This window comes from Pseudaminobacter soli (ex Li et al. 2025) (genome assembly GCF_029892515.1).
GTDB classification, from domain to species: domain Bacteria; phylum Pseudomonadota; class Alphaproteobacteria; order Rhizobiales; family Rhizobiaceae; genus Pseudaminobacter; species Pseudaminobacter soli_A.
The window spans coordinates 146,318-170,786 of sequence record NZ_JARXVF010000005.1 but is presented as its reverse complement, the minus strand read 5'-3'; the positions used below and the strand labels follow the sequence as shown (position 1 = coordinate 170,786).

The window sequence follows — 24,469 nt, the reverse complement described above, 5'->3', positions numbered from 1 at the left end:
CTCCGTTTTCATTTGCGCTCCTGGATTTGCCTCACCCCCGCCCGCGGTAGGGTGGGACGCCCTGCTCGGGGATCCAGACGTCGGCCGGGGCCGCCCCGGTCTGATAAAAGACGTCGATCGGAATGCCGCCGCGCGGATACCAGTAGCCGCCGATCCTGAGCCATTCGGGCTCCAGGCGTTCAATGAGCCGCGTCGCGATCGACACGGTGCAATCCTCGTGGAAGGCTCCGTGGTTGCGGAAGGACGTCAGGAACAGCTTTAGCGACTTGCTTTCGACCAGCCACTCGCCGGGAACATAGTCGATGACCATGTGCGCGAAATCGGGCTGGCCCGTCATCGGGCAGAGCGAGGTGAATTCGGGCGCCGTGAAGCGCACGCAATAGCGGACGCCCGCCTGCGGGTTGCGCACCCTCTCCAGCACAGCGGTTTCCGGGCCGGTGGGGATGGGCGTGTCTTTGCCGAGCTGAGTGAGTTCTGAGTAGATGTTGGATTGCGACAAGTGTGAGCGCCTTTCCTAAAAGGCCCCCTCCGCAGGTACATCGCCAAGTGCGGCGTACGATGACTATCTCGGTGTCCTTGTTTTGACCGGGTAGGCTGCGACCGGAGGCAGTGATGCCAGTGCCCGCCAGATACCAGTTCGCCCTACCGACGTAAAGATCGGTTCAAAAGCCGAACCGAGGTTGGCTCCCTGACATGGAACGGCTGCTGGCTTTCAATCCGTCCCGGCCTATGTTTTCGGGTCAAGCATGACCGTATGCGCTTTTGTGGAATTGAACCCCGCCATAGGAGGCAAGTCATGAATCCGAAGCAAATGGCAATCCTGGCTGCTCTTGCAGCAACAACGATCGTCATGCCTGTGGTGCCCGTAGAGGCGGCCCGAGCAGTCGTCACGGGGAGCGTCGATGTTCGCTCGGGACCTGGTCCCCACCATCGCGTCGTAGGCCGTCTACGCGCCGGGGAGAGGGTAAATGTCACCCGCTGTGCCTCTTCACGCCGCTGGTGTCATGTTCAGTCTCGACGCACGCGTGATGGCTGGGTCAATTCGCGGTTTTTGGACCGCGTGCGCGGTGGCCCCAAGCGTTCCGGCGGCATCTGCTTCTTCGGCGCACGTGGCCAAATTTGCCTAGGCCGCTAGCCACGCCTCGAACGCCAAAACGAATGGAAAACGCCTGCGGTGGCAGGTCGACCGGTCACCGCATTCCGTGCAGTGGTGGCACCCGCTGGCGCTGAGAAGAGCGCCTTGCCAGCCTGCTTCAGACCCGGCGGCCGATGGCCGCGCCTGGCGCTAACTGCTTGTTTTCTTTGGTGGATGGTGGGCGTGACAGGGATTGAACCTGTGACCCCTACGATGTCAACGTAGTGCTCTCCCGCTGAGCTACACGCCCATCCGATGTCGCGGCATAGACCACTTTTGGCCTGGGCCGTCAATAGCGGGAAAAGGGAAAAGTTGCAGATTTTTGACCAACCTTTCCCAAAGCCCGGAAATCCGCCTCAGGCGGCGTGCAACATTTTTTCGACCTCGGTGACGAGGTCGCGCAGATGGAAGGGTTTCGACAGCACCTTGGCGTCGCGCGGTGCTTTCGAATCGGGATTGAGGGCCACGGCGGCGAATCCTGTAATGAACATCACCTTGAGATCGGGGTCGATTTCGGTGGCGCGGCGGGCGAGCTCGATGCCGTCCATCTCCGGCATGACGATGTCGGTCAGCAGCAGCGAGAAGGGCTCTTCGCGCAGCCGTTCATAGGCGCTGGCGCCGTTGTCGAAATCGCTTACGTCATAGCCGGCGCGTTCTAGCGCCTTCACCAGAAATCGACGCATGTCGTCGTCGTCTTCCGCCAGAAGAATGCGTGTCATCGTATCCTGTCCGAATCTCTCCGCGGGACCCGCTGCGCTGGAGCCCCGTTAACCATCCCGTATATGAAGCGCGGAGGGTAAACATCAAGTGAATGCCGCCCGCAGCGTCATCCGGCGGAACCTCGCCGCCATCTTGCGAATTGCTGGACTCGCCGCCCGCCTGATGGCACTTTCGTGACATGAGACAGCGTGCTTGCCAGCCTGGATATGCGCCATGACGGCCAATGACGACTTTTCCGTGGTGGCGCCCTTCGAAGTTCGGGCGAGCGCGGAACAGCGGGTGCCCTTCGTCTTCAACTCGCCGCACAGCGGCCGGCACTATCCCGAGCGCTTCCTGGCCATGGCGCGGCTCGATCGCGACGCCATCCGCCGTTCGGAAGATTGCTATGTCGACGAGCTGTTCGGCGGTGTGGTGGTGCTCGGCGCGCCATTGCTGGCGGCGAATTTTCCGCGCGCCTATCTCGACGTCAATCGCGAACCGTGGGAGCTCGATCCACGCATGTTCATCGAGCCGGTGCCGCCCTTTGCCAATATCCGCTCGGCGCGGGTCGCCGGCGGGCTCGGCACGGTGCCGCGGCTGGTGGGCGATGGGCTCGACATCTATGCCGGCCGGCTGCCGCTGGCGGAGGCGATCAGCCGCATCGAAGCGATCTACAAGCCCTATCACGACACGCTGAAGCGGTTGCTCACGCGCACCCATGCGCGTTTCGGCTTTGGGGTGCTGATCGACTGCCACTCCATGCCCGCCAGCGTGCGTAGCGGCGAAAACGGCATCCGCCCGGATTTCATCGTCGGCGACCGGTTCGGCACGTCCGCGTCGCGCGCGCTCACCGAGGCGGCCATCGGCCTGCTGGTCTCGATGGGCTACACGGTCGCCCATAACAAGCCATATGCCGGCGGTTTCATCACCGAGCACTACGGCCGCCCGCCGCGCAATCTCCATGCGCTGCAGATCGAGATCAACCGTGGCCTCTACATGAACGAGCGGACTTTCCAGCGCTCGGCGGGCTTCGATGCGCTGGCCGACGATCTCAGCCGCTTCTGCGCCGACCTGATGTCCATTCCCGACGACGACATCCGCGACCTGCCGCTCGCCGCCGAATAACGGGTGCGAACGCCCAGCCGGCCAATTGGAGCCAGGACATCTTGGAAAAAAAACCGCGCCGTTCGCACAGCGCGGTCGAAGTCTAGGGAGGAAACGCCCAAGGAGGGCATCGGACAGCCAAACTGTCCGACTGAAAGGTTATTGTGCACTGCACAAAAGTCAAGCGACATTCACGCTTTTTTAAGCCGCGGCACTGTGGCAAAGCGTGTGTGGACAGGAAACGATGCTCGCGCAGGATCAGGAGGGGCGATTGCCAGTCACGGTGGATTTCATGCGGCGGATCGCCGAAGCTGCGGCGGCGGAGACCTTGCCGCGATTTCGTCAGCAGAACACGGTCTCCAACAAGGAGGCGGGCGGCTTCGATCCGGTGACGGAGGCCGACCGCGAGGCCGAGCGCGCCATCCGCGCATTGATCAACACAGAATATCCGACGCACGGCATCCTTGGCGAAGAGCACGGCAACGAGAATGTGTCGAGCAGCCATGTCTGGGTGATCGATCCGATCGACGGCACCCGCGCCTATATTTCCGGCCTGCCTGTGTGGGGCACGCTGGTGGGGCTCACGGTAGACGGCGATGCGGTCGCCGGCATGATGTCGCAACCCTTCACGGGCGAGCTGTTCTATGCCGATGCCAGCGGCTCCTACTATGAGGGCCCAGGCGGCAGCCGCAAGCTTGCGACGCGCAAGACGACCTCGCTTGCCGATGCCACGCTCTTCACCACCACGCCGGCGCTGTTCAAGGGCGAGAAGCGTGGGCTCTACGACCGGCTGGAAAAGCAGGTGCGTCTCGCTCGTTACGGCACCGATTGCTACGCTTTTGCGATGGTGGCCGCCGGCCATGCTGACATCGTTACCGATCCGGGCCTGCAGCCCTATGACATCGTGGCGCTGATCCCGATCATCGAGAAGGCGGGCGGTGTGGTCACCACCTTCAACGGTGAGCCGGCCGAGAAGGGCGGCGACATCCTTGCTGCCGCCACGCCGGAACTGCATGCCGCGGCGATGGAGTATTTGCGCGGCTAATCGAACGGACGCCAACTAGGCGCGCGGACGAACTGCCTCACATCACCGGCGCGTCGCTGCCCGGCACGAAGGCATCGAAGGCCGCGAGCAACTGCTCGCGGTAGAGGTCGGCTTCCTGCAGCAGTTCGTGGCGCGCGCCGCGTATGGTCAGCATGGAGCCGACGCGCAGCCGCGCGGCATAGGCCTCGATGGCATAGCTTGAAACCACTGAATCGGCACCGGCGGCGATCAGCAGCATCGGGATCTGCAGTCGCGCCATGAAATCGGGCTCCTGCACGCGGGCGATGGCCTCGCTGGCGGCGCGGATCCAGGCGAATGTCGGGGCGCTGATGGCCAGTTGCGGGTGGGTCTCGTAGAGAAGACTGTTGCGCTCGTAGCGCCTCTGGTCGCTGGTCAGCTTATTCTGGTCAAAAGGCTCCGCCTTGCGCGTGTCGCGCCCACCGGGCGCATAGAGCCGACCGAGCCCGGCCCCGCAACAGACGGAGGCAAGGCGCCCCAGAGCCTGCATCGATAAAGGTGACTTGGAGAGCGCCAGGAACGGCGCCATCAGGACCATGCGGCGGATGCGGTTCACCAGCGACGGCGCGGCAAGCAGCGCAACCAGCGCCCCGGTCGAATGCGCAAGCAGATAATAGGGGCCTCGGCAGTCAGGCAGCACGACCTCGGCAAAGAACTGCTCGAGATCATGCTCGTAGTCGTCAAAACTCTGCACATAGCCGCGCGCCCCGTCGCGCAACAGGCGGTCGGAAGCGCCCTGGCCACGCCAGTCGAAGGTGGCGACGCCGAAGCCACGCGCGGCAAGGTCTCGGATGGTCTCGAAATATTTCTCGATTGCTTCGTTGCGGCCGGCCAGCAGCACCACCGTGCCGTTCAGCGGCCGCGCCGTTGCGGGAAAATGCGCATAGCGAAACTTCTTGCCGTCACGTGCCGTGAGGAAGCCGCAAACGCCGCCTTCCGGCCTGGGATTTCCGGGGATGTCGTAAAACAGATCCGTCATCGCTTCGGCTGCGTGGAGGGAGGGGACGCCACTGATGCTATCTACGACCTAAAGCTGTAGCAGCGAAAAGCAAAGAAATTCCAACCGTCGCGCAGAAAGAAATAGAGGCCGGAAGCAGCAGACCTACTTCCGGCCTTAGTCGATCCGGGAGGAAGGGACGTGACACCCGGGTTCGGACCTCTTGACCGGGGCCCTTCAGAGCCGCAATCGCGATGTCGAAAACAAACTAGTGCGAGCGGCCTGAACGCAGCCCGAAGACGCGGTTCATGCCGCGTTCATCGAGGCGTCGGGTTGCTCGCCAGGGTGCGAAGCTGGCAATTTGCGGTGCCGCTTTTGCAGTGAAGACAAGCCCTTGAAACCTCGCGGGGCGCCACCCAAATGTCTGCTGTGGCCGCCGAGAACCGGGGCCGCTGACCGCTCCGAAACGCCATAACGGGTTTCATGCAGGTCAAACGCAAACCATGTTGCTCAACAGGAGAACAGAACCATGCGTCACGTTGATTTTTCGCCGCTTTATCGCTCGACCGTCGGTTTTGACCGACTTTTCACCATGCTCGATTCCGTTGGCCAGCCTGAAAGCGGCCAGACCACCTATCCGCCCTACAATATCGAGCGGACGGGTGAGGATTCCTATCGCATCAGCATGGCTGTAGCCGGCTTTTCGGAATCCGACATCGCCATCGAGGCCCATCGCAACGTGCTCAGCATCAAGGGCGAGCGCAAGGATGAGGGTTCTGGCGAGGGCTCCGAAATTCTCTATCGCGGCATCGCCTCGCGCGCTTTCGAGCGCCGCTTCCAGCTTGCCGACCATGTCGATGTCGTCGGCGCCCGGCTGAAGAACGGCCTGCTGCACATCGACCTCAGGCGGACGATCCCTGAGGAACTCAAGCCTCGCAAGATCGAGATCGGTACCCCGGACAAATCGGCCAAGCAGATCGAAGCCAAGGCCGCGCACTAAAAATCTGATACGCTCCTCCCGAGCAAGGCGGCGCCCACTGGGCGCCGCCTTTTTTCTGCCTGCCGGTTCCGGATCAGGCGATCAGCGCACCAAAGCGGTCCACTTCCTCGGCGGTCGTGGCGAAGCTGGTGACAAAGCGGCACATGGTCTCATCGGCGCCGATCGGGTCGGTGTAACCGCGCGGCGTGTTCCAGGGATAAAACACCGCGCCGGCGTCGGTGAATTCCTTCATGGCGGACTTGGGCATCACCGCGAAGACCTCGTTGGCCTGCGGCCGCCAGGCAAGGCGTATCCTGCTGGATGCCGCGATGGCGTCTGCAAGCTTTGCGGACATCGCGTTGGAGTGGCGCGCGTTTTCCAGCCACAGGCCGTCTGCCAGATAGGCGTCAAACTGCGCGGCAATGAAGCGCGATTTCGAGAAGAGCTGTGCTGCCCGCTTGCGCAGGAAGCTGAATTCGCGCGCCTTCGAGGTGTCGAACAGGACGACGGCCTCGGCGCACCAGCAGCCGTTCTTGGTGCCGCCGAAGGAGACGATGTCGACGCCGCGCTTCCAGGTCATCTCGGCGGGCGTCGTGTCCAGCGCTACCAGGGCGTTGGCAAAGCGCGCGCCGTCCATATGCAGCGGCAGGCCGCGCTTCTTGGCGATGGCCGAGATCGCGTCGAGATCGGCCAGGCTGTAGATAGTGCCGACCTCGGTGGCCTGCGTGACCGAAACCGCCATCGGCACGCCCGAATGAACGACTTCCGGTTCGAAATGGGCGATGGCGCGTTCGAGGTTTTCGGCCGTCATGCGGCCGAGCGGGCCGTCGACTGCGCGCAGCCGCGAGCCGCCGGTGAGGAATTCGGGCGCGCCGCACTCGTCCTCCAGCATATGCGCGTCGCGATGCATGAAGGAAACGCCGCCGATCTGGTTGTAGGCCGCCAGCGACAGCGAGTTCGCGGCCGTGCCGGTGCCGACGAAGAACACCGAAACCTCGCGCTCGAAGATCTCGTTGAAACGCTCGCCAACCTTCCGGTCGATGTCGCTGGTGCCATAGGCCGAGGCAAAGCCCGTGCCGTGGGCCGAAAGGCCGGCCGCGATCTTGGGGTGGGCGCCGGCCCAGTTGTCAGAGGCAAAAAACATGTTCTTGTTCCGGGGGATGCAAGTTGAAAACCGGGCCGACCTTGGCCGGTTTCGGGGCGATTTCGCAAGAGCCAGAGCATAAAATTCCGCGCGGCCGGCTGCGCCAGCCCGCAATGGCCTCAAAAATGGCCGGGTGGAAAGTTTCGCCCCACCTTCGTTGGAAGAAATTTTCTTTCGTGCTTCGCGCCGATTTTTTGTGAATCGGTCTTGTGTGACGGAAAGAATTCTGCGATAAGAAAAATAGGACAGCAGTGCTGTCTTATTTTCCGCGCAAACACCTGCCGGACTTGGGCTATAGTGCCTGGTCCGGCTGTCGCTGCGTCTGGTGTGTGGAACATCGGCCCGACTGGCCCGTTTCGCGCATCTGCTGGGGATGGCATGCGAGCACTCGACATGCCTTTACCGGGGAACGTCTAAAACGGCTGCTGCCGACCTTCGGATGAGACCGACAGCCTGGCAGCGTATGTGAAACGCCCGCGAGGGCAGGAGAGATCGAAAGAAGACGACGATGACGGACATGACGACATCTGTGACGACGCAGCCTTTGGCGCACGTGCAGACGAAAGCCATGGCCGCCAAACGTACTACCACCCAAACTACCCTGCGAACTCCCAACGGCCTCAATGCGCAAGGCCTTTATGATCCGCGCAACGAGCACGACGCCTGCGGCGTCGGCTTCATTGCCAACATGAAGGGCCGGAAGTCGCACAAGATCGTCGAGGACGGTCTTTTCATCCTCAACAATCTGACCCATCGCGGCGCGGTGGGCGCCGATCCGCTGGTGGGCGACGGTGCCGGCGTGCTGGTGCAGATTCCCGACCGCTTCTTTCGCGAGGAGATGGCCAGGCAGGGCGTTGAGCTGCCGCCGGTCGGCCACTATGGCGTCGGCCACTGGTTCATGCCGCACGATGCGGCCATGCGCGACCATCTCGACGACATCATCCGCGAGTCGGCGCAATCCGAAGGCTTGCCGGTGCTCGGTTTCCGGGACGTTCCGGTAGACAATTCGTCGCTGTCCAAGGCGCCGGATATCGTCGCCGCAGAACCCCATCATCGCCAGGTGTTCATCGGCCGCACGCCCGATATCGATGACGATGAGGAATACGAGGCGCGGCTCTATCTGCTGCGGAAGGTCATTTCGGGCCGCATCTATGCCGAGAACGATAACAAGGACGTCGGCGCCTATTGCGTGTCCCTATCGGCGCGCACCATCGTCTACAAGGGCATGTTCCTGGCCAACCAGGTCGGAGCCTACTACAAGGACCTGTCGGACCCGCGTTTCGAGACCGCGCTGATCCTGGTCCACCAGCGGTTTTCGACCAACACCTTTCCGTCGTGGAAGCTCGCACACCCCTATCGCATGGTCGCGCACAACGGCGAGATCAACACCGTGCGCGGCAACAACAACTGGATGGCGGCGCGCCAGGCCTCGGTCGACTCCGAGCTGTTCGGTAACAACATCTCCAAGCTCTGGCCGATCTCCTACGAGGGGCAGTCGGACACGGCCTGCTTCGACAACGCGCTCGAGTTCCTGTTCCAGGGCGGCTACAAGCTGGCGCATGCCATGATGATGCTGATCCCGGAAGCCTGGGCCGGCAACAAGCTGATGAGCGAGGACCGCAAGGCCTTCTACGAGTATCACGCGGCCCTGATGGAGCCGTGGGACGGCCCGGCGGCGGTTTGCTTCACCGACGGCCGCCAGATCGGCGCGACGCTCGACCGCAACGGTCTCAGGCCCGCGCGCTACATCGTCACCGACGACGACCGCGTCATCCTGGCCTCGGAGGCCGGCGTGCTGCCGGTCGAGGAAAAGCACATCGTCCAGAAGTGGCGCCTGCAGCCCGGCAAGATGCTGCTCATCGACCTCGATAAGGGCCGCATCATCTCCGATGAGGAGATCAAGTCGGAGATCGCGGCCAAGCACCCCTACAAGCAGTGGCTCGCCAACACCCAGCTCATCCTTGAGGAGCTGAAGCCGGTGGCGCCGCGCGAACTGCGCAAGGATGTCTCGCTGCTCGATCGCCAGCAGGCCTTCGGCTACACGCAGGAAGACCTCAAGCTCCTGATGTCGCCCATGGCCACCACCGCGCAGGAAGCTGTGGGCTCGATGGGCACCGACACGCCGATCTCGGCGATGTCGGATAAGGCGAAGCTGCTCTACACCTATTTCAAGCAGAACTTCGCGCAGGTGACCAACCCGCCGATCGACCCGATCCGCGAGGAGCTGGTGATGAGCCTGGTGTCCTTCATCGGACCGCGGCCGAACATCTTCGACCTTGTCGGTTCTTCGCGCCGCAAGCGGCTGGAGGTGCGCCAGCCGATCCTGACCAATGCCGACCTGGAGAAGATCCGTTCCATCGGCCACACCGAAGAGCGGTTCGACACCAAGACCATCGACATCACCTATTCGGCCACTGAAGGCATGGAAGGCATGCCGGCCGCCATCGAGCGGCTGTGCGAGCGCGCCGAGGCGGCGGTTGTCGGCGGCTACAACATCATCATCCTGTCGGACCGTCAGGTCGGCCCGGACCGCATCGACATCCCAACGCTGCTGGCCACGGCTGCCGTGCACCATCACCTCATCCGCAAGGGCCTGCGCACGGCAGTTGGCCTGGTGGTCGAGTCGGGTGAGCCGCGCGAGATCCATCACTTCTGCTGTCTCGCCGGCTATGGCGCCGAGGCGATCAACCCCTATCTCGCCTTCGATACACTGGTCGATATGCACCGGCGCGGCGACTTCCCGCCGGAGGTCGACGAGCAGGAAGTGTTGGGCCGCTACATCAAGTCGATCGGCAAGGGCATCCTCAAGGTCATGTCCAAGATGGGCATCTCGACCTACCAGTCCTATTGCGGCGCGCAGATCTTCGACGCCGTCGGCCTGAAGTCGGACTTCGTGGACAAGTATTTCACCGGCACCGCCACCCTGATCGAGGGCGTGGGGCTGGAGGAAATCGCCACCGAGACGGTGCGCCGTCACGCCGATGCCTTCGGCGACGACCCGATCCTGCGCAACTCGCTCGAAGTGGGCGGGGAATACATGTACCGCATGCGCGGCGAGGCACATATCTGGTCGCCGGATGCGGTGGCCTCGCTTCAGCACGCCGTTCGCAAGGGCTCGTGGGAAACCTTCAAGGAGTTCTCCGAACAGATAGACAGCGAGACCGCCCGGGCCCAGACCATCCGCGGCCTGTTCGACATCAAGCTCGCCGAGCAGTCCGGCCGCAAGCCGGTGTCGCTCGACGAAGTGATGCCGGCTGCCGAGATCGTCAAGCGCTTCTCCACGGGCGCGATGTCCTTCGGCTCGATCTCGCGTGAGGCGCACACTACGCTGGCGCGCGCCATGAACACGATCGGCGGCAAGTCGAACACCGGCGAGGGCGGCGAGGAACCGGACCGCTACCTGCCGCTGCCCGACGGCAAGCCCAATCCCGAGCGCTCGGCGATCAAGCAGGTGGCTTCCGGCCGCTTCGGCGTAACGGCGGAATATCTCGTCAATTCCGACATGATGCAGATCAAGGTCGCGCAGGGCGCCAAGCCCGGCGAGGGCGGCCAGCTGCCCGGCCACAAGGTCGACGCGACGATCGCCAAGACCCGACACTCCACGCCGGGTGTCGGCCTGATCTCGCCGCCGCCGCACCACGACATCTATTCGATCGAGGATCTGGCGCAGCTGATCTACGATCTGAAGAACGTCAATCCGGCGGCCGACGTGTCGGTCAAGCTGGTCTCCGAAGTCGGTGTCGGCACAGTCGCCGCCGGCGTTGCCAAGGCGCGCGCGGACCACATCACCATTGCCGGCTATGACGGCGGCACCGGCGCCTCGCCGCTGACCTCGCTCAAGCACGCCGGCTCTCCTTGGGAGATGGGCCTTGCCGAGACGCACCAGACCCTGGTGCTGAACGGTCTGCGTTCCAGAGTGGCGCTGCAGGTCGATGGTGGCCTGCGCACCGGCCGCGACGTCGTCATCGGCGCGCTGCTGGGAGCGGACGAGTTCGGCTTCTCAACCGCCCCGCTGATTGCAGCGGGCTGCATCATGATGCGTAAGTGCCATCTCAACACCTGCCCGGTTGGCGTCGCGACCCAGGACCCGGTGCTGCGCAAGCGTTTCAAGGGCACGCCCGAGCACATCATCAACTACTTCTTCTACGTTGCGGAAGAAGTGCGCGAGCTGCTCGCCAGCATGGGCTTCACCCATCTCGACCAGATCATCGGCAACACCGATCTTCTGGAGAAGCGCGCCGTCATCGAGCACTGGAAGGCACGCGGACTGGATTTCAGCCGCATCTTCTACAAGCCCGAGGCGACGCCCGAGCAGATGCACTGGACCGAACGGCAGAAGCACCCGATCGACGACGTGCTCGACCGCAAGCTGATCGAAATGGCCAAGCCCGCGCTCGACGCGCGCCAGCCGGTGACCATCGAGACGGAAATCCGCAACGTCGACCGTTCGACCGGCGCCATGCTGTCGGGCGAGGTGGTCAAGCGCTTCCGTCACAAGGGCCTGCGTGAGGACACCATTTCGGTGAAACTGACCGGCACTGCCGGGCAGTCCTTCGGTGCCTTCCTGGCACGCGGCATTTCGTTCGAGCTGATCGGTGACGGCAACGACTATGTCGGCAAGGGCCTGTCGGGCGGCCGCATCGTCGTCCGCCCGCCGGAAGACACCAAGATCGTGCCCGAGGAATCGATCATCGTGGGCAACACGGTGCTCTACGGCGCCATCGAGGGCGAGTGCTACTTCCGCGGCGTCGCCGGCGAGCGGTTCGCCGTGCGCAACTCCGGCGCGGTGACCGTCGTCGAAGGCGTGGGCGACCATGGCTGCGAATACATGACGGGTGGCGTAGTCGTCGTCATCGGCAAGACCGGCCGCAACTTCGCTGCCGGCATGTCGGGCGGCGTGGCCTATGTGCTGGACGAGGAAGGCGATTTCGCCGAGCGCTGCAACATGGCCATGGTCGAGCTCGAGCCGGTTCCGGAAGAGGACGACATGCTCGAGAAGCTGCATCATCATGGTGGCGACATCGCGCACAAGGGCCGCGTCGACGTATCCGGCGACATGTCCAGCCACGACGAGGAGCGCCTCTACCAGCTCATCTCGAACCACGTGCATTACACGGGTTCGACGCGTGGCAAGCAGATTCTCGACGATTGGACGACCTTCCGGCCGAAATTCCGGAAAGTGATGCCGGTCGAGTATCGCCGCGCCCTCATCGAGATGGAGCGCATGCGCATGGGCATGGCGGCCGAATAGCGCCAGCCTTCGCTGACGACGGCGGGCGGCAGAGGTGCCGCCCGATGCCGTCGCCTCCACCGAGATTGCGTTGATGCCGCGTCATTGCGGCCACCCACGAACAAGAGCTTTGAAATGGGTAAGGTTACAGGTTTCCTCGAGATCGACCGGCAGGTGCACAAGTACCAGCCCGCCTCCGATCGCATTCGCCACTATCGCGAATTCACGCTGCCGATGTCCGACAAGGAAGTCGAGAAGCAGGCGGCCCGCTGCATGGATTGCGGCATTCCGTTCTGCCACGGCCCGACCGGCTGTCCGATCCACAACCAGATTCCGGATTGGAACGACCTCGTCTACAGCGGCGATTGGGAGAATGCGATCCGCAACCTCCATTCGACCAACAACTTCCCCGAATTCACCGGCCGCATCTGCCCGGCTCCTTGCGAGGAGGCGTGCACGCTGAACCTCGAGGACATCCCGGTCGCGATCAAGACGATCGAGCAGGCGCTCGCCGACAAGGCGCACGAACTGGGCATGATCCGTCCGCAGCCGGCGGCGAAGAAGACGGGCAAGCGCGTCGCCATCATCGGCTCGGGCCCGGCCGGCATGGCCGCGGCCCAGCAGCTCGGCCGCACCGGCCATGAAGTTCATGTCTATGAGCGCGAAAGCCGCCCCGGCGGCCTGCTGCGCTACGGCATTCCGGACTTCAAGATGGAGAAGCACCACATCGACCGCCGCATCGAGCAGATGAAGGGCGAGGGCGTGACCTTCTTCTGCAACGTCAATGTCGGCGTCGACAAGAAGGTGTCGGAACTGCTTGCTGAGTATGACGCCGTGCTCTATTGCGGCGGTTCGGAAACGCCGCGCCCGGCCGGCATCCCCGGCGGCGAACTCGAAGGCGTGCACGACGCAATGCCTTACCTTGTCCAGCAGAACAAGCGCCTGGCGCAGGAGGACATCGGTTCGGTGGCCTGGAATGCCGAGCCGATCGTCGCCAGCGGCCAGCATGTGGTGGTGGTTGGCGGCGGCGACACCGCCTCCGACTGCATCGGCACGGCGTTCCGCCAGGGCGCGGTGCGCGTGACCCAGCTCGACATCCGCCCGCAGCCGCCCGAAAAGGAAAACAAGCTCGCCGTCTGGCCCTATTGGGCGACGAAGATGCGCACCTCCTCCAGCCAGGCCGAGGGTGCGGAGCGCGAATTCCAGGTCGCAACGCTCGAATTCATCGGCGAAGAAGGCCAGCTTACCGGCGTGAAGTGCTGCGAAGTGGACGACAAGCGCAAGCCGATCGCCGGCACCGAATTCGTCATCCGCGCCGATCTTGCCTTTATCGCCATCGGCTTTGCCGGTCCGATCTCGGGCGGGGTTACGGCCGAGCTGGGCGAGGCGCTGAAGACGCATGTCGACAGCCGCCGCTCGACCAATATCGAGGCAAATGACCGCGACTATCGCACCAGCGTCGATCGCCTCTATGTGGCGGGCGACGTGCGGCGCGGCCAGTCGCTGGTGGTGTGGGCCATCCGCGAGGGCCGTCAGGCAGCGCGTTCCATCGACGAAACGCTGATGGGCACGACCGTTCTGCCGCGCTGACGAGGCCGGCATGCAGAGACGAGAAAGGGCGCCATCGGCGCCCTTTTTGCTTTCAGGGTCTAGCCAGCGATCAGTGAGCGGCGGCTTTTCCCGCATCCGGCGCGGCAGGCGCAGCGACCTTGGGCGCGTCCGTCGGCCAGGAAAAATCGTCGGCGCGGCCGGGCGAGGGAGCGGGCGCAATGCCCTGGATCAGCAGCTTGTCGCTCGGCGTATCCGGGTCCGGCTGTCCGCGCTTGGGACCGATCTGTGCTCCGAGCAGGTCGCCGCCGCCGTCGAGCGCCGGATCGTTCAGCGAGATCGGCGGCGTGCGGTCGATCGGCGCGGCCTTCTTAGGGCCTTGGACCGGTGAGGGAACATTCGGCCCGCCGCTGTGTGGGCCGGGCATGTTGGTGACGCCGAGAATCTTGTTCAGCGGCTTCTCGGCATAGAAGGCGAGCTTGCGCTTGCCGGCCTTGGTGAAATTGATGCCATCGTCCGAGCGCAGGCGAACCGGCTGGCCGTCCACATCGGGGCCGGTCGCCACGAAGGTGCCGTTCTCGTCGACGAAGCCGTCCCATACATCGATGAATTCGGCACCTGCACCCTCGGCGGCGGCGCGGTAGACATCGTTGAAGGCCAGCATGTCGGTGGTCATCTTGGAGAATTTGAAAGCCGGCGTGCCCACCCAGATGAAGGGCACCTTCTTGTCGGCGATGGCCTTGGCCAGTGCCTTTGCGCGGCTATCATATTCCTTGTCCCAGTTTTCCGTCCGCGGCGCTTCGGAAGCATTGCCGACGCGCATCTGCTGGCGGTCGTTCGAGCCCAGCATGACCACTACCACCGCCGGCTTCTCTGTATCGATGAGCGTTCCGACTTGCTTGGGCCAGTCATAGTAATCGTCGCGCACGAAGCCGGACGAGCCCTTGGACCGGTCGACGACCTTCACCTTCGGGTTTGCGGCATAGACGGTAGTCAGGCCTTCGGCGATGCCGCTGCCCATGAAATCGCCGATGACCAGCACCTCCTTGGCGTCGGCCTGCTTTTCCACCACCGGGGTTGGCGGTTCGGCCGGAACAACGCGATGCTGCTTGGCGCCTGCCGCGCCATCGGGGGCTTTGTGCATCTTGGGCTTGATGCGCGCTTTTGGCCTGCCGGGCATTTCGCCCGGGGGCGGCTCGTAGTAGCGCGGTTCGCGACGCTGGAAGAACGGGGAGAAAAAGTTACGGAACGACCAGGGCCGATAGTAGGGATCCTGCGCATGCGCGGGAGGAACGGCTGCGGTCAGTCCGGTCGCCAGCACGGCCAGCGCCAGAAGCAGCGCAGGTACCCAGGCCGGTACGACAAACCGTTTCCTTGGCAGCAATGCCGGCTCCCTCGCGTTCGCAACCCACGGCGCTGTGCTTGATTGCTACAACGCCGTGAGATTCTGAATTTAGGCAAATTCCCTCGAAAATCGATGTCGATCTTCGAGAAACGCACCTACTGTTTACGCAGTAGCGACAGCACTTCCATGCTCGGATGGCCGTCCTGCTCCATGCCGGCCCTGGCCTGGAAGGACTTGATGGCGTTGCGCGAAGCCTCGCCAATCTTGCCGTCGGACTTGCCCTGGTAGTAGCCATGCGCGGAAAGGCGCTGCTGCAGTTCCTGCTTTTCCACGAAGCTCAGCTTGGTGAAGGGCCGGTTCCAGTCGCGCACCAGGCCGCCATAGCCGGCGATCTCGTCCGCAAGCAGGCCGACGGCCAGCGCATATTTGTCGGAACTGTTGTAGCGCTTAAGAACCGAGAAGTTCTTGGTCATCAGGAAGGCCGGCCCATCGCGCCCGTCGAGCACCTTGAGTTCGGCCATCTCCGAGCCATCGCGGAACGGCTTGCCGCGCGCACGGGTCACGCCCAGGCCCTGCCACTTGGCCAGCGGCAGCGCACGGTTCGGGAATTTTCCGGTCGCCGGCAGCTTGACCTCGTAGCCCCAGGTGCGCCCGCTCTGCCAGCCGTTCTTGGCAAGCAGGTTGGCGGCGGTGGCGAGAGCATCCGGCACCGAGTTCCAGATGTCGCGCTTGCCGCTGCCTTCGATGTCCACGGCGTAGCGCTGGTAGCTGGTCGGAATGAACTGGGTGTGGCCCATTGCCCCAGCCCACGAACCCATCAGATGGCTTTCGTCGATATCGCCGGTCTGCAGGATCTTCAGCGCAGCGATCAGCTGGGTACGGGCATATTTGGAGCGTTGCTGGTCGCCATAGGCGAGGGTCGCCAGCGAGCGCACCACATTGCGCATGACCTTCTCGTTCTTGAGCGTCTCGCCATAGTTCGATTCCATCGACCAGATGGCGAGCAGGATGTTGCGGTCGACGCCGAAACGCTGCTCGATGCGATCGAGCCAGGGCTTCCACTGACGCGCCATGGCGCGGCCTGTTGCCACGGCCTGCTCATGCACGCGGTTGTCGAAATAGTCCCAGACGGGTGCGGTGAATTCGGGCTGGTAGCGCGCCTTCTCCAGCACCTCAGGGTCGATGTCGCGCACGTTGCGGAAGGCGCGGTCGAAGGTTGCACCGGAAATGCCGCTTTCCATGGCGGTGCTGCGGAAGCCGGCGACCCACCGCTGGAAAGCGGCGTCGGCCGAGGCCGGGCTTGCCGAAAGGAACAGGCCAAGCGACAGGCCGAGAGCTGCTACGGCGCCTGCGTAGCGCTTTACGGTCTTGCGAACGAACATGTGTCCCTCCTTTAGGATTTCGGAAGACTCATTCATCGCCCAGTGCGGTTATCAATCCGTTTACCATGGCGATGATCATGGGATGAAGCCGTCCCCAAGCCTCGGTTGGTGTCGTCATCGACGACGGCGTGTTCAATATTCATCAATTTCGACATGAAAATGTCTTATCTCGTGATAGGAGACGACGGCGTACGACTCGGATGAGTGATGCTATGAAAAAAGTTCGCAAAGCAGTTTTCCCGGTTGCCGGCCTGGGCACCCGTTTTCTTCCTGCCACCAAGTCCATTCCCAAGGAGATGCTGACAGTCGTCGACCGCCCGGTGATCCAGTATGTGGTCGATGAGGCTCGCGAAGCCGGCATCGAGCACTTCATCTTCGTGACCGGCCGCAACAAGGCCGTCATCGAGGATCATTTCGACGTCCAGTTCGAGCTCTATGACACGCTGGCGCAGCGCGGCAAGGACGACCAACTCTCGCGCCTGCAGCGGCTGCAGCCGTCTCCGGGCCAGACCAGCTTCACGCGCCAGCAGGTGCCGCTGGGGCTCGGTCACGCGGTCTGGTGCGCGCGCGACCTGGTCGGCGACGAACCCTTCGCGCTGCTGCTGCCCGACATGATCATGCAGATCGACCAAAGCTGCCTGAAGCAGATGGTCGAGCTCTATGAGCAGACGGGCAACAACATCATCGCCGTGCAGGAATGCGACCCGGCCGAGACCCATAAATACGGCATCGTGGGGCGCGGCCGTGATGTGCATTCGGGCTTCGAGATCACCGGCATGGTGGAAAAGCCCACGCATGGCACCGCGCCTTCGAACCTTTACATCAATGGCCGCTACATCCTGCAGCCGGAGATCTTCAAGATCCTGGAAGGCCAGGAAAAGGGCGCCGGCAACGAAATCCAGCTTACCGATGCCATGCTGAAGCTGGAAAAGGAGCAGGCCTTCTACGGCTACCACTATCAGGGCCGCACCTTCGACTGCGGTTCGCCTGAAGGCTTCATCGAGGCCAATGTCGCCTTTTCGCTGTGGCGCGCCGACATGCACGACAACGTCGTCGACATGCTGGCTCGTTCGCTGCGCGACCTTCGTCCGATCGAGCGGCGCAAGATGCCGAGGTAAGGTCTTCACCCTCCCCGTCGAGGGAGGGGCTCCTACCGCTGAACCGTCACACCCATGAACACGCTGTTGGCGTCGTAATCGCGGTAGGGCAGGTTGCTGCGCAGCTGCTCGTGGCGCAGGCGTCCGGTCAGGCCGGCATAGCGGTTCATCCACCAGACCGCGCCGAGTTCGGCGCTAAAAATCCTGTCGTAGCCGTTCGAGCCGGAATAGTCGCGATAGCCGAAGCCGAGGGCTGCGTTAGCGGTCAGGTCGGCGCGGATCTCGCGCACGGCCGATAGTTGTGCCGCATGCAGGATCGAGCCACTTTCGCCGCCCGCGGTGGCGCCCTCGGCTGTGGTCGTGGCCGTGAGGTTCACCGTCGTGCCGCGTTCCGGCGACCAGGCGAGCGCGGCCGCGATCGCGGGGCCCGAAATCGGTGTCAGGCGGTCGTCGTCGAAGGTCTCGCGCAGCCAGCCGGCGGAAAATTCGCCGGAAAGTTTTTCGCCCATGTCGAAGGCCAGGCCGGCCCGCGCGCCGAGCAGCGTCGATGAGCGCTCATAGCCGCTCGCATCGATCTTCTGGTCGTAGAAGCGCCGGCCGATTTCGGCCTCAACAAAGGGTGTCAGTGCCGGCGCAATTTCGTAGCCGCCGCGCAGAACCAGCGCGGCGAGCGTCGAGTCGCGATCCTTCTGCGAAATGCTGCCGCCATCGGAAAGCTCGGCGTCGCCATACATGTCGTGCTCGAGCCGGCCGGTGATGCCGAAGCGGGCCCTGCCCACCGCCTTTTCGAGGCCGGCGCCGCCGGTCAGCGTCTGCCGGATCGGCTGGGAGAGCGTGCCGACCACGGCTGCGGGAGAGGAGGCAGATTCGGGGCGTCGCAGATAGCCGAGTGCGCCGAAGGCGCGCATTTCGTCGCCAAGGTCGAGGTCGAGCCGGCCGTCGACGCCGATCTGGCTGTCCTTCACCTGTTCGCCTGAAAGCGTGCGGCGCAGATTGCCATAGGCATTGACGACCGCCGCATGCCGGCTCCAGTCGGAAGCGGCGTTGAGGCGGAGCGTGGTTTCCGACAGGACGGCGCTGGAGCCGCCATAGCTGACGTCGGCATTGCTCGTAGCCGTCAGGCCCTGATCCAGCGAGGACCGCAGCACGAACGAACCGACGCGGATGCCGAGCGGGTCAAAGGGGCGGTCGTCGCGCGGCCGGCGTCGGCTTTCGATCGCCTGCACGCGTTGGGCGCGCTGCTCGCTGTCGTCATTTTCCGTCGTGTCGATGGTCGGCGCGCGCACCGCGGACGTATTGATGTCCTCGTCGACGGTTTCGACCCGCAGGTTCTCACGCACGGGCTGCTGCGGCTGGGTTTCCGCCGAGGCCCGTGCCTGAGTGAGCAAGCGGGTAGCCGAGGGCCTGCGAGTAGTCGTCGTCGGCGGAGATCCGTCCGAAAGTGCATCGTCGACATTTGCAGGCAGGGAATAGAGGTTCTGGTCAGTGACGTTCGGAACGGTCTGTTCCAAGGGAGCGATGGCGCCGGTGCTGGTGGGGTCGTATTGCGGCTGCAGATCCTGCTTAGCGTCGCCGGACTGGTCTCGCGCCGGTGGTTGCGCGGCACTCTCCGCCGGAGCCGCGTCACTGGCGCCGGCGGCGCTGAGGCTTCCCCGCAGGCCGGTGTCCTGTGCCTCGGCCGGAAGCGCGCAGAGCATCGCCGCCGTCGACATGCAGAGCATGGCCGGCAGCGCCCATCTTGCTGAGCCGCTTCTCTTTTCTGGGCGAACCCGGGGCATTCTCACCTGACTGCGTCTTCGGCGCGGTGCGCGCCATACTTACCGAACCGTAAATGCGCTTGGTTAATGGAGCGTTGAGGCAAGCAGGTGTATTAGCGCCGATAGTATGGACAGGCAGGCTTCGACAGGTTAATCGCTTCGTCCATGCACGCAGGATCCTTGAAGAGTCGTCCCGACAGGCAGGAATCCATCGCTTCGGCGATGCGAACCGTGAGCACCGAACGCGCCGGCATCGAGGCGCTGGTCGAGGCGCTGGAAAACGGTTTGGCCGAGCCTCTGGCGGAAGCCGTGGAAATTCTGGCCGGCATTAAGGGCCGTGTGATCGTCACCGGCGTCGGCAAGAGCGGCCATATCGGCGCGAAGATCGCTGCGACCCTTGCTTCGACCGGCACGCCCGCCTTCTTCGTTCATCCCGCCGAAGCCAATCACGGCGACCTTGGCATGATCGCGCGCGACGACGCCATCGTTGCCATGTCCTGGTCGGGCGAAACCGCCGAACTCAAGGGCATCATCGCCTATGCGCGGCGCTTTTCCATTCCGCTGATCGCGGTGACGTCGAGCGAGACCTCGGCGCTGGGTCGCGAAGCCAATGTGGTGCTGAAGCTGCCCAAGGCCGCCGAAGCCTGCCCGCACGGCCTTGCGCCCACCACCTCGACGCTTCTGCAACTCGTCATTGGCGATGCGCTTGCGGTTGCGCTGCTCGAGGCGCGCGGCTTCACGCCCGAGCATTTCCGCACCTTCCATCCCGGCGGCCAGCTCGGCGCGAATCTCATGCGTGTCGGCGAAATCATGCATTCAGGCGAGGCCATGCCGGTCGTCCCGCTCGGCACCGACCTGCCGGCGGCCATCACCGAACTGTCGCGCAAGCGGTTGGGCTGCGTCTGCGTAGTGGATGGGGATGGCCGGCTTGCCGGCATCGTCACCGAAGGCGACCTTGCCCGGAACCTGCACCGCAGTCTCGGCGAACTCGCCGTCGAGGACATCATGACGCGCAAGCCCAAGACTGTCGGCCCGCGCATGATGGCAAGTGCTGCCATCGGCATGTTGAACGACAACAACATCAACGCTCTGATCGTCGCCGAGGACGATCGCCCCCTCGGCGTTCTGCATTTCCACGACCTGCTCCGCATCGGCGTGGTCTGAGCAGGTCGCGTCTTTCGGTCAGGCGACCAGCTTGCGCGCCATGCGCGCGAGCGGCATGCGGCCCGAGAACTGCTGATCAGCCTCGCCTTCGACGCCTTCCACTCCGAAAATCTGCTCAATCGGCTTGGGGCGTCCCAGGAAGAAGCCCTGCGCTTCGTCGCAAAGCTCGGTCTGCAGGATCGTCAGCTGATCGTCGGTTTCGACGCCTTCGGCCAGCACCGGAATGTTGAGGCTCTTGCCGAGCGTCAGCACCGCACGCACGATCGCCTTGGCCTGCGGGTTTTCCTCCAGCTCGCTCATGAATGAGCGGTCGAGCTTGATCTTGTCGAAGGGGAAAGAGCGCAGCGTGTCGAGCGATGAGTAGCCGGTGCCGAAATCGTCGAGCGCGATGGTCACGCCGAGCTCGCGTATCCTGCGCAGGGTCTGCAGTGTGCGCACCTTGTCGGCGATGATGGTCGATTCAGTGATTTCTAGTTCGAGCCGCTGCGCGTCCAAGCCGGTCTCGACCAGGATGCTTCTAACGAGGCTTGCGAGGTCAGGATGCGCGAACTGCACCGGTGAAAGGTTGACCGCGATCTTGTAGGGCTTGTCCCAAGTTGCTGCCTGCCGGCAAGCAGTGCGCAGCACCCATTCGCCGATGGCCATGATCAGCCCGTTTTCCTCGGCGATCGGGATGAATTCGGAGGGCGGCACCTGGCCGCGCTCGGGATGGGTCCAGCGCAGCAGCACCTCGAAGCCGCGAATCTCACCAGTGCTGATCGAGGTCTGGACCTGATAATGCAGTTCGAGCTGGTCGAGCTCGATGGCTTGGCGCAAGTCGCGCGCCAGGGACTGCCGGGTGCGCGAGGCCTCGTCCATGCGAAGCTCGTAGAAGCAGATGGCGCGGGTCACGTCGGCCTTTGCGCGATACATGGCAAGGTCGGCATTGCTCACCAGCCGTTCCAGGTTCTCGCCGTCCTGCGGATAGACGGCGACGCCGATGCTCGCGCCGGTGGCGCAATCGAAGTCGTCGATACGCATTGGCTGGAAAAGGGTGTCCTTCAGCCGCGCCACGAAATCGAGTAGGTCTGCCTGCTCGGTGAAGCGCTTCATTGCCGCGAACTCGTCGCCGCCGACGCGGGCAACGAACTCACCGTCGCCGAGCAACCGGGTCAGCCTGCGTGCAACCTGCTTCAGCGCCTCGTCGCCGGCCTTGTGGCCGCGCAGGTCATTGATCTCCTTGAAGCGATCGAGGTCGATGCCGATGACGGCCAGCTTGCTGCCGTTCTCCTTTGCTCGCTCGATCTCGTTGTTGAGCTGGCTCCCGAAGCTGGTGCGGTTGGGAAGCCCGGTCAGCGCGTCATTCAGCGCCAGGTGCTGGAGCTGGCGATAGGATTCCTCGCTGGTCTGCGCATCGATGATGTAGCTGACCACGCCGGTGCCGACGATCATCATGCCGACGACTGCGACGGCCACTGCCATGGCCTGGAGGATGGCCGGCTCGGTGAAGCCCATGCCTGTCGACATCGGCGTTACCGACACGGCCGCCATTGCTGTGAAATGTAGTGACACGATTGCGAGGGTGAACAAGCCGAGCGCAGCCAAGGCGGAGAATTTTCGCGGGCGGCGTACTGCCTGGCCGATGGCTAGGGAAGAGAAGATCACCGACATGGCGACGGAGGCCACCACATAGCTAGTGTCCCAGTCGACGATGCCGTCGACATGATACGCTAGCATGCCCGTGTAGTGCATGGCTGCGATCGCAAGGCCAACCGCGCCACCGCCCAACAAGGGCGCCAGCTTGGTTTTGCGAGACAGCGCGGCGGCAAACCCATAGCCGCAGCCGCCAACGGCAATAACCAGCGAGATCATGGTCAGGATGGGATCGAAAGTTATCGGCGCGCCGGCATCGAAAGCGAGCATGGCGATGAAGTGCGTGCACCATATGGACGCGCCGGCCGCCACCGAGGTGAGGAACAGCCATCCGCCTTTCTTGACACCTCGGTTCTCTCCGGCCTTGCGCAGCAGGCGAAGCGCCACAGCAACGCCGCTCACGCAGACAAAGGCCGCCAGGAGAACCAGCCACAGATTGTGCTCTGTAGCGATGCAGGAAATCACGCGCATAGAAACCACCGCTTCGTTCAAAGGGCGGCCATGTCTTGAAGGTCGATCGCTGCACCCTGCTCAAACAGCTAAGGCTCAGGTCAAAACAAATCGTGAAATTCTAAAAGACGAACGTGGAACCGGTGCCGGGGCGGAAGCGGATCGGCGGTAATGGTTGCCAAAAGCTTACCGCCAGGCGTTTGCGACAGTGCGCCGCGGAGGTCAGACGGCCTCGACCACCAGTTCGGAATCTTCGGCCGCGACAACGCGGACGCGTGCGCCCACCGGCAGGTCCGGACCGGAGACCCGCCACATGGTGTCTCCAAGCTTTATGCGGCCGCGCCCTTCGCTGATCGGCTCGGTCAAGGTCGCGGTGCGGCCGATCATCTGTTCGCTGCGGCGGTTGAGCAGCGGCTGGTCGCTGTCGTCGCGCCTGGCGGCCATGATCCTGCTGCCGGCATAGGCCGACAAGAGCGACAGCACCAGGAAGATCAGAACCTGAAGCTGCCAGGTCCAGAAGCCCATGTTCCATAGCTGCAGCGATAGCGTGCCGACCAGTATGGCCGCGATCCCGATCCACAGCAGGAAGACGCCGGGCAGGAACAGCTCGAAAATCAGCAGCGCGGCACCCAGCGCCATCCAGTTCCATGGCCCCAGTTCTTGGATCAGGCTTGCGATCATGGCTGTGTTTCCGTGGCGGGATCAGTCCTGGCCGCGCGTGATCGGCGGCCGGCCGGAAGAACGCTGCGGCGCGGAAGCGGTCGCCTGTTCGCCGAAAACTTCCTTCGCAATGGAGCCGATGCCGCCCAGCGAACCGATCAGCGATGACGCCTCTATCGGCATCATCACGATCTTGCTGTTGCTGGCCGAGCCGATCTTGCCAAGCGCTTCGGTGTATTTCTGTGCGATGAAGTAGTTGATCGCCTGCACGTCACCCTTGGCGATGGCTTCCGACACGACCTGGGTGGCGCGCGCTTCCGCCTCTGCCGAACGCTCGCGTGCCTCGGCGTCGCGGAAGGCGGCCTCCTTGCGGCCTTCGGCTTCGAGCACCTGGGCGGCCTTCAGGCCCTCGGCCTCGAGGATCTGGGCGCGCTTGTTGCGCTCGGCCATCATCTGACGGGCCATCGACTCGACCAGATTGGCCGGCGGGTTGATGTCCTTGATCTCGACACGGGTCATCTTGATGCCCCAGGGATGGGCCGCCTCATCGACCACGCGCAGCAGCCGCTCATTGATGGCGTCGCGGTTGGAAAGCAACTCGTCCAGGTCCATCGAGCCCATGACCGTGCGGATGTTCGTCATGGTCAGGTTGAGGATGGCGTTTTCGAGCCCGGAAACCTGATAGGCGGCCTGCGGCGCGCTCAGCACCTGGAAGAAGGCGACGCCGTCGACGCCGACGATGGCGTTGTCACGGGTGATGACCTCTTGGGTCGGCACGTCGAGCACCTGCTCCATCATGTTCATCTTGGAACCGATGCGGTCGACGAAGGGGAGAATCAGGTTGAGCCCGGGAGAAAGCGTCTTGGTGTACCGGCCGAAGCGCTCGACCGTGTAGTTGAAGCCCTGCGGCACGGTCTTGATGCCGGCAAACAGGAACAACAGCACGAGAATGACGAGGATCGGAATCAGTATGTCGGGACCGGTAAACGGCATGCAGTTCTCCCTCTCAATCGGCATGCTTCGGGCAATCGCTCCCAGATGCACGAGAGATACTTAAGGGGCTTTCATGACGGTTACAATCATGCCGCGAGTGGCCGGCAAACATGCCGGGCACTCATGGGTTCGCGGCACGTGAGAGTGCCC

18 protein-coding genes and 1 tRNA gene are annotated in these 24,469 nt (G+C 63.5%); 8 read left to right on the top strand and 11 right to left on the bottom strand.

The window, feature by feature from the left end:
* Positions 1 to 31: 31 nt before the first annotated feature.
* A complete protein-coding gene (queF, locus tag M2281_RS20395; protein WP_280823016.1) occupies positions 32 to 499 on the bottom strand; it encodes a preQ(1) synthase in 468 nt (155 codons plus the stop codon).
* A 255-nt stretch (positions 500 to 754) separates the two neighbouring features.
* Here queF and M2281_RS29250 point away from each other — a divergent pair, with 255 nt between their 5' ends.
* Positions 755 to 1,135 (top strand): SH3 domain-containing protein, encoded by a 381-nt coding sequence (locus M2281_RS29250; RefSeq protein WP_425537766.1) that lies wholly within the window; start codon positions 755 to 757, stop codon positions 1,133 to 1,135.
* A gap of 175 nt (positions 1,136 to 1,310) precedes the next feature.
* Here the strand turns inward: M2281_RS29250 and M2281_RS20390 are convergent.
* Together M2281_RS20390 and cpdR are read right to left on the bottom strand one after the other, a co-directional pair.
* Positions 1,311 to 1,385: transfer RNA gene (locus M2281_RS20390), tRNA-Val, on the bottom strand.
* Positions 1,386 to 1,491: 106 nt separating this feature from the next.
* Positions 1,492 to 1,854 carry a cell cycle two-component system response regulator CpdR gene (cpdR, locus tag M2281_RS20385; protein WP_280823015.1) on the bottom strand — a complete coding sequence of 121 codons (363 nt, stop codon included), beginning with the start codon at positions 1,852 to 1,854 and terminating at the stop codon, positions 1,492 to 1,494.
* A gap of 214 nt (positions 1,855 to 2,068) precedes the next feature.
* On the opposite strand from cpdR, the gene M2281_RS20380 reads away from it, so the two are divergent.
* Positions 2,069 to 2,959, top strand: coding sequence for an N-formylglutamate amidohydrolase (locus tag M2281_RS20380; protein WP_280823014.1), 891 nt, complete (start codon positions 2,069 to 2,071; stop codon positions 2,957 to 2,959).
* A 223-nt stretch (positions 2,960 to 3,182) separates the two neighbouring features.
* Positions 3,183 to 3,983, top strand: a complete 801-nt coding sequence (gene hisN / locus M2281_RS20375; RefSeq protein WP_425537765.1) for a histidinol-phosphatase — start codon at positions 3,183 to 3,185, stop codon at positions 3,981 to 3,983.
* Between the two features lie 37 nt (positions 3,984 to 4,020).
* Here the strand turns inward: hisN and M2281_RS20370 are convergent, their stop codons facing one another.
* Positions 4,021 to 4,980 (bottom strand): alpha/beta hydrolase, encoded by a 960-nt coding sequence (locus tag M2281_RS20370; RefSeq protein ID WP_280823013.1) that lies wholly within the window; start codon positions 4,978 to 4,980, stop codon positions 4,021 to 4,023.
* 487 nt (positions 4,981 to 5,467) lie between these two features.
* Here M2281_RS20370 and M2281_RS20365 point away from each other — a divergent pair, with 487 nt between their 5' ends.
* Positions 5,468 to 5,938 carry an Hsp20 family protein gene (locus M2281_RS20365; protein WP_280823012.1) on the top strand — a complete coding sequence of 157 codons (471 nt, stop codon included), beginning with the start codon at positions 5,468 to 5,470 and terminating at the stop codon, positions 5,936 to 5,938.
* 73 nt (positions 5,939 to 6,011) lie between these two features.
* Here the strand turns inward: M2281_RS20365 and M2281_RS20360 are convergent, their stop codons facing one another.
* Positions 6,012 to 7,061, bottom strand: a complete 1,050-nt coding sequence (locus tag M2281_RS20360) for a threonine aldolase family protein (protein WP_280823011.1) — start codon at positions 7,059 to 7,061, stop codon at positions 6,012 to 6,014.
* Between the two features lie 508 nt (positions 7,062 to 7,569).
* Here M2281_RS20360 and gltB point away from each other — a divergent pair.
* Together gltB and M2281_RS20350 are read left to right on the top strand one after the other, a co-directional pair.
* The gene (gene gltB, locus M2281_RS20355) at positions 7,570 to 12,312 is read left to right on the top strand and encodes a glutamate synthase large subunit (RefSeq protein WP_425537764.1); all 4,743 of its coding nucleotides are present in this window, start codon (positions 7,570 to 7,572) and stop codon (positions 12,310 to 12,312) included.
* A 114-nt stretch (positions 12,313 to 12,426) separates the two neighbouring features.
* On the top strand, positions 12,427 to 13,881 hold the full coding sequence (locus tag M2281_RS20350) for a glutamate synthase subunit beta (protein ID WP_280823010.1): 1,455 nt from the start codon (positions 12,427 to 12,429) through the stop codon (positions 13,879 to 13,881).
* A 70-nt stretch (positions 13,882 to 13,951) separates the two neighbouring features.
* On the opposite strand, the gene M2281_RS20345 is transcribed toward M2281_RS20350, so the two are convergent.
* Positions 13,952 to 15,223: an SGNH/GDSL hydrolase family protein gene (locus M2281_RS20345; protein WP_280823009.1), complete on the bottom strand. Its 1,272-nt coding sequence runs from the start codon at positions 15,221 to 15,223 to the stop codon at positions 13,952 to 13,954.
* Positions 15,224 to 15,339: 116 nt separating this feature from the next.
* Entirely contained in the window at positions 15,340 to 16,566 is a 1,227-nt protein-coding gene (locus tag M2281_RS20340; RefSeq protein ID WP_280823008.1) for a lytic murein transglycosylase, read from the bottom strand.
* Between the two features lie 212 nt (positions 16,567 to 16,778).
* Here M2281_RS20340 and galU point away from each other — a divergent pair, with 212 nt between their 5' ends.
* A complete protein-coding gene (galU, locus tag M2281_RS20335) occupies positions 16,779 to 17,684 on the top strand; it encodes a UTP--glucose-1-phosphate uridylyltransferase GalU (protein WP_280823007.1) in 906 nt (301 codons plus the stop codon).
* Positions 17,685 to 17,716: 32 nt separating this feature from the next.
* Here galU and M2281_RS20330 read toward each other — a convergent pair whose 3' ends face one another.
* Positions 17,717 to 19,384: an outer membrane beta-barrel protein gene (locus M2281_RS20330; protein ID WP_280823006.1), complete on the bottom strand. Its 1,668-nt coding sequence runs from the start codon at positions 19,382 to 19,384 to the stop codon at positions 17,717 to 17,719.
* A gap of 201 nt (positions 19,385 to 19,585) precedes the next feature.
* On the opposite strand from M2281_RS20330, the gene M2281_RS20325 reads away from it, so the two are divergent.
* Positions 19,586 to 20,584 (top strand): KpsF/GutQ family sugar-phosphate isomerase, encoded by a 999-nt coding sequence (locus M2281_RS20325; protein WP_280823005.1) that lies wholly within the window; start codon positions 19,586 to 19,588, stop codon positions 20,582 to 20,584.
* A gap of 18 nt (positions 20,585 to 20,602) precedes the next feature.
* On the opposite strand, the gene M2281_RS20320 is transcribed toward M2281_RS20325, so the two are convergent.
* The 3 genes from M2281_RS20320 to M2281_RS20310 form a co-directional block, all read right to left on the bottom strand.
* On the bottom strand, positions 20,603 to 22,687 hold the full coding sequence (locus M2281_RS20320) for a putative bifunctional diguanylate cyclase/phosphodiesterase (protein WP_280823004.1): 2,085 nt from the start codon (positions 22,685 to 22,687) through the stop codon (positions 20,603 to 20,605).
* A gap of 201 nt (positions 22,688 to 22,888) precedes the next feature.
* Positions 22,889 to 23,347, bottom strand: a complete 459-nt coding sequence (locus M2281_RS20315) for an NfeD family protein (RefSeq protein WP_280823003.1) — start codon at positions 23,345 to 23,347, stop codon at positions 22,889 to 22,891.
* Between the two features lie 21 nt (positions 23,348 to 23,368).
* A complete protein-coding gene (locus M2281_RS20310; RefSeq protein WP_280823002.1) occupies positions 23,369 to 24,319 on the bottom strand; it encodes an SPFH domain-containing protein in 951 nt (316 codons plus the stop codon).
* Positions 24,320 to 24,469: the final 150 nt, after the last annotated feature.

Coding starts and splice junctions, on each gene's coding strand:
- hisN (WP_425537765.1), top strand. CDS start 3,183: ATGCTCGCGCAGGATCAGGAGGGGCGATTGCCAGTCACGGTGGATTTC.
- M2281_RS20360 (WP_280823011.1), bottom strand. CDS start 7,061: ATGTTTTTTGCCTCTGACAACTGGGCCGGCGCCCACCCCAAGATCGCG.
- M2281_RS20380 (WP_280823014.1), top strand. CDS start 2,069: ATGACGGCCAATGACGACTTTTCCGTGGTGGCGCCCTTCGAAGTTCGG.
- M2281_RS20325 (WP_280823005.1), top strand. CDS start 19,586: ATGCACGCAGGATCCTTGAAGAGTCGTCCCGACAGGCAGGAATCCATC.
- M2281_RS20330 (WP_280823006.1), bottom strand. CDS start 19,384: ATGCTCTGCATGTCGACGGCGGCGATGCTCTGCGCGCTTCCGGCCGAG.
- cpdR (WP_280823015.1), bottom strand. CDS start 1,854: ATGACACGCATTCTTCTGGCGGAAGACGACGACGACATGCGTCGATTT.
- M2281_RS20340 (WP_280823008.1), bottom strand. CDS start 16,566: ATGTTCGTTCGCAAGACCGTAAAGCGCTACGCAGGCGCCGTAGCAGCT.
- M2281_RS20310 (WP_280823002.1), bottom strand. CDS start 24,319: ATGCCGTTTACCGGTCCCGACATACTGATTCCGATCCTCGTCATTCTC.
- M2281_RS29250 (WP_425537766.1), top strand. CDS start 755: ATGCGCTTTTGTGGAATTGAACCCCGCCATAGGAGGCAAGTCATGAAT.
- M2281_RS20320 (WP_280823004.1), bottom strand. CDS start 22,687: ATGCGCGTGATTTCCTGCATCGCTACAGAGCACAATCTGTGGCTGGTT.
- M2281_RS20370 (WP_280823013.1), bottom strand. CDS start 4,980: ATGACGGATCTGTTTTACGACATCCCCGGAAATCCCAGGCCGGAAGGC.
- galU (WP_280823007.1), top strand. CDS start 16,779: ATGAAAAAAGTTCGCAAAGCAGTTTTCCCGGTTGCCGGCCTGGGCACC.
- M2281_RS20350 (WP_280823010.1), top strand. CDS start 12,427: ATGGGTAAGGTTACAGGTTTCCTCGAGATCGACCGGCAGGTGCACAAG.
- gltB (WP_425537764.1), top strand. CDS start 7,570: ATGACGGACATGACGACATCTGTGACGACGCAGCCTTTGGCGCACGTG.
- M2281_RS20365 (WP_280823012.1), top strand. CDS start 5,468: ATGCGTCACGTTGATTTTTCGCCGCTTTATCGCTCGACCGTCGGTTTT.
- M2281_RS20315 (WP_280823003.1), bottom strand. CDS start 23,347: ATGATCGCAAGCCTGATCCAAGAACTGGGGCCATGGAACTGGATGGCG.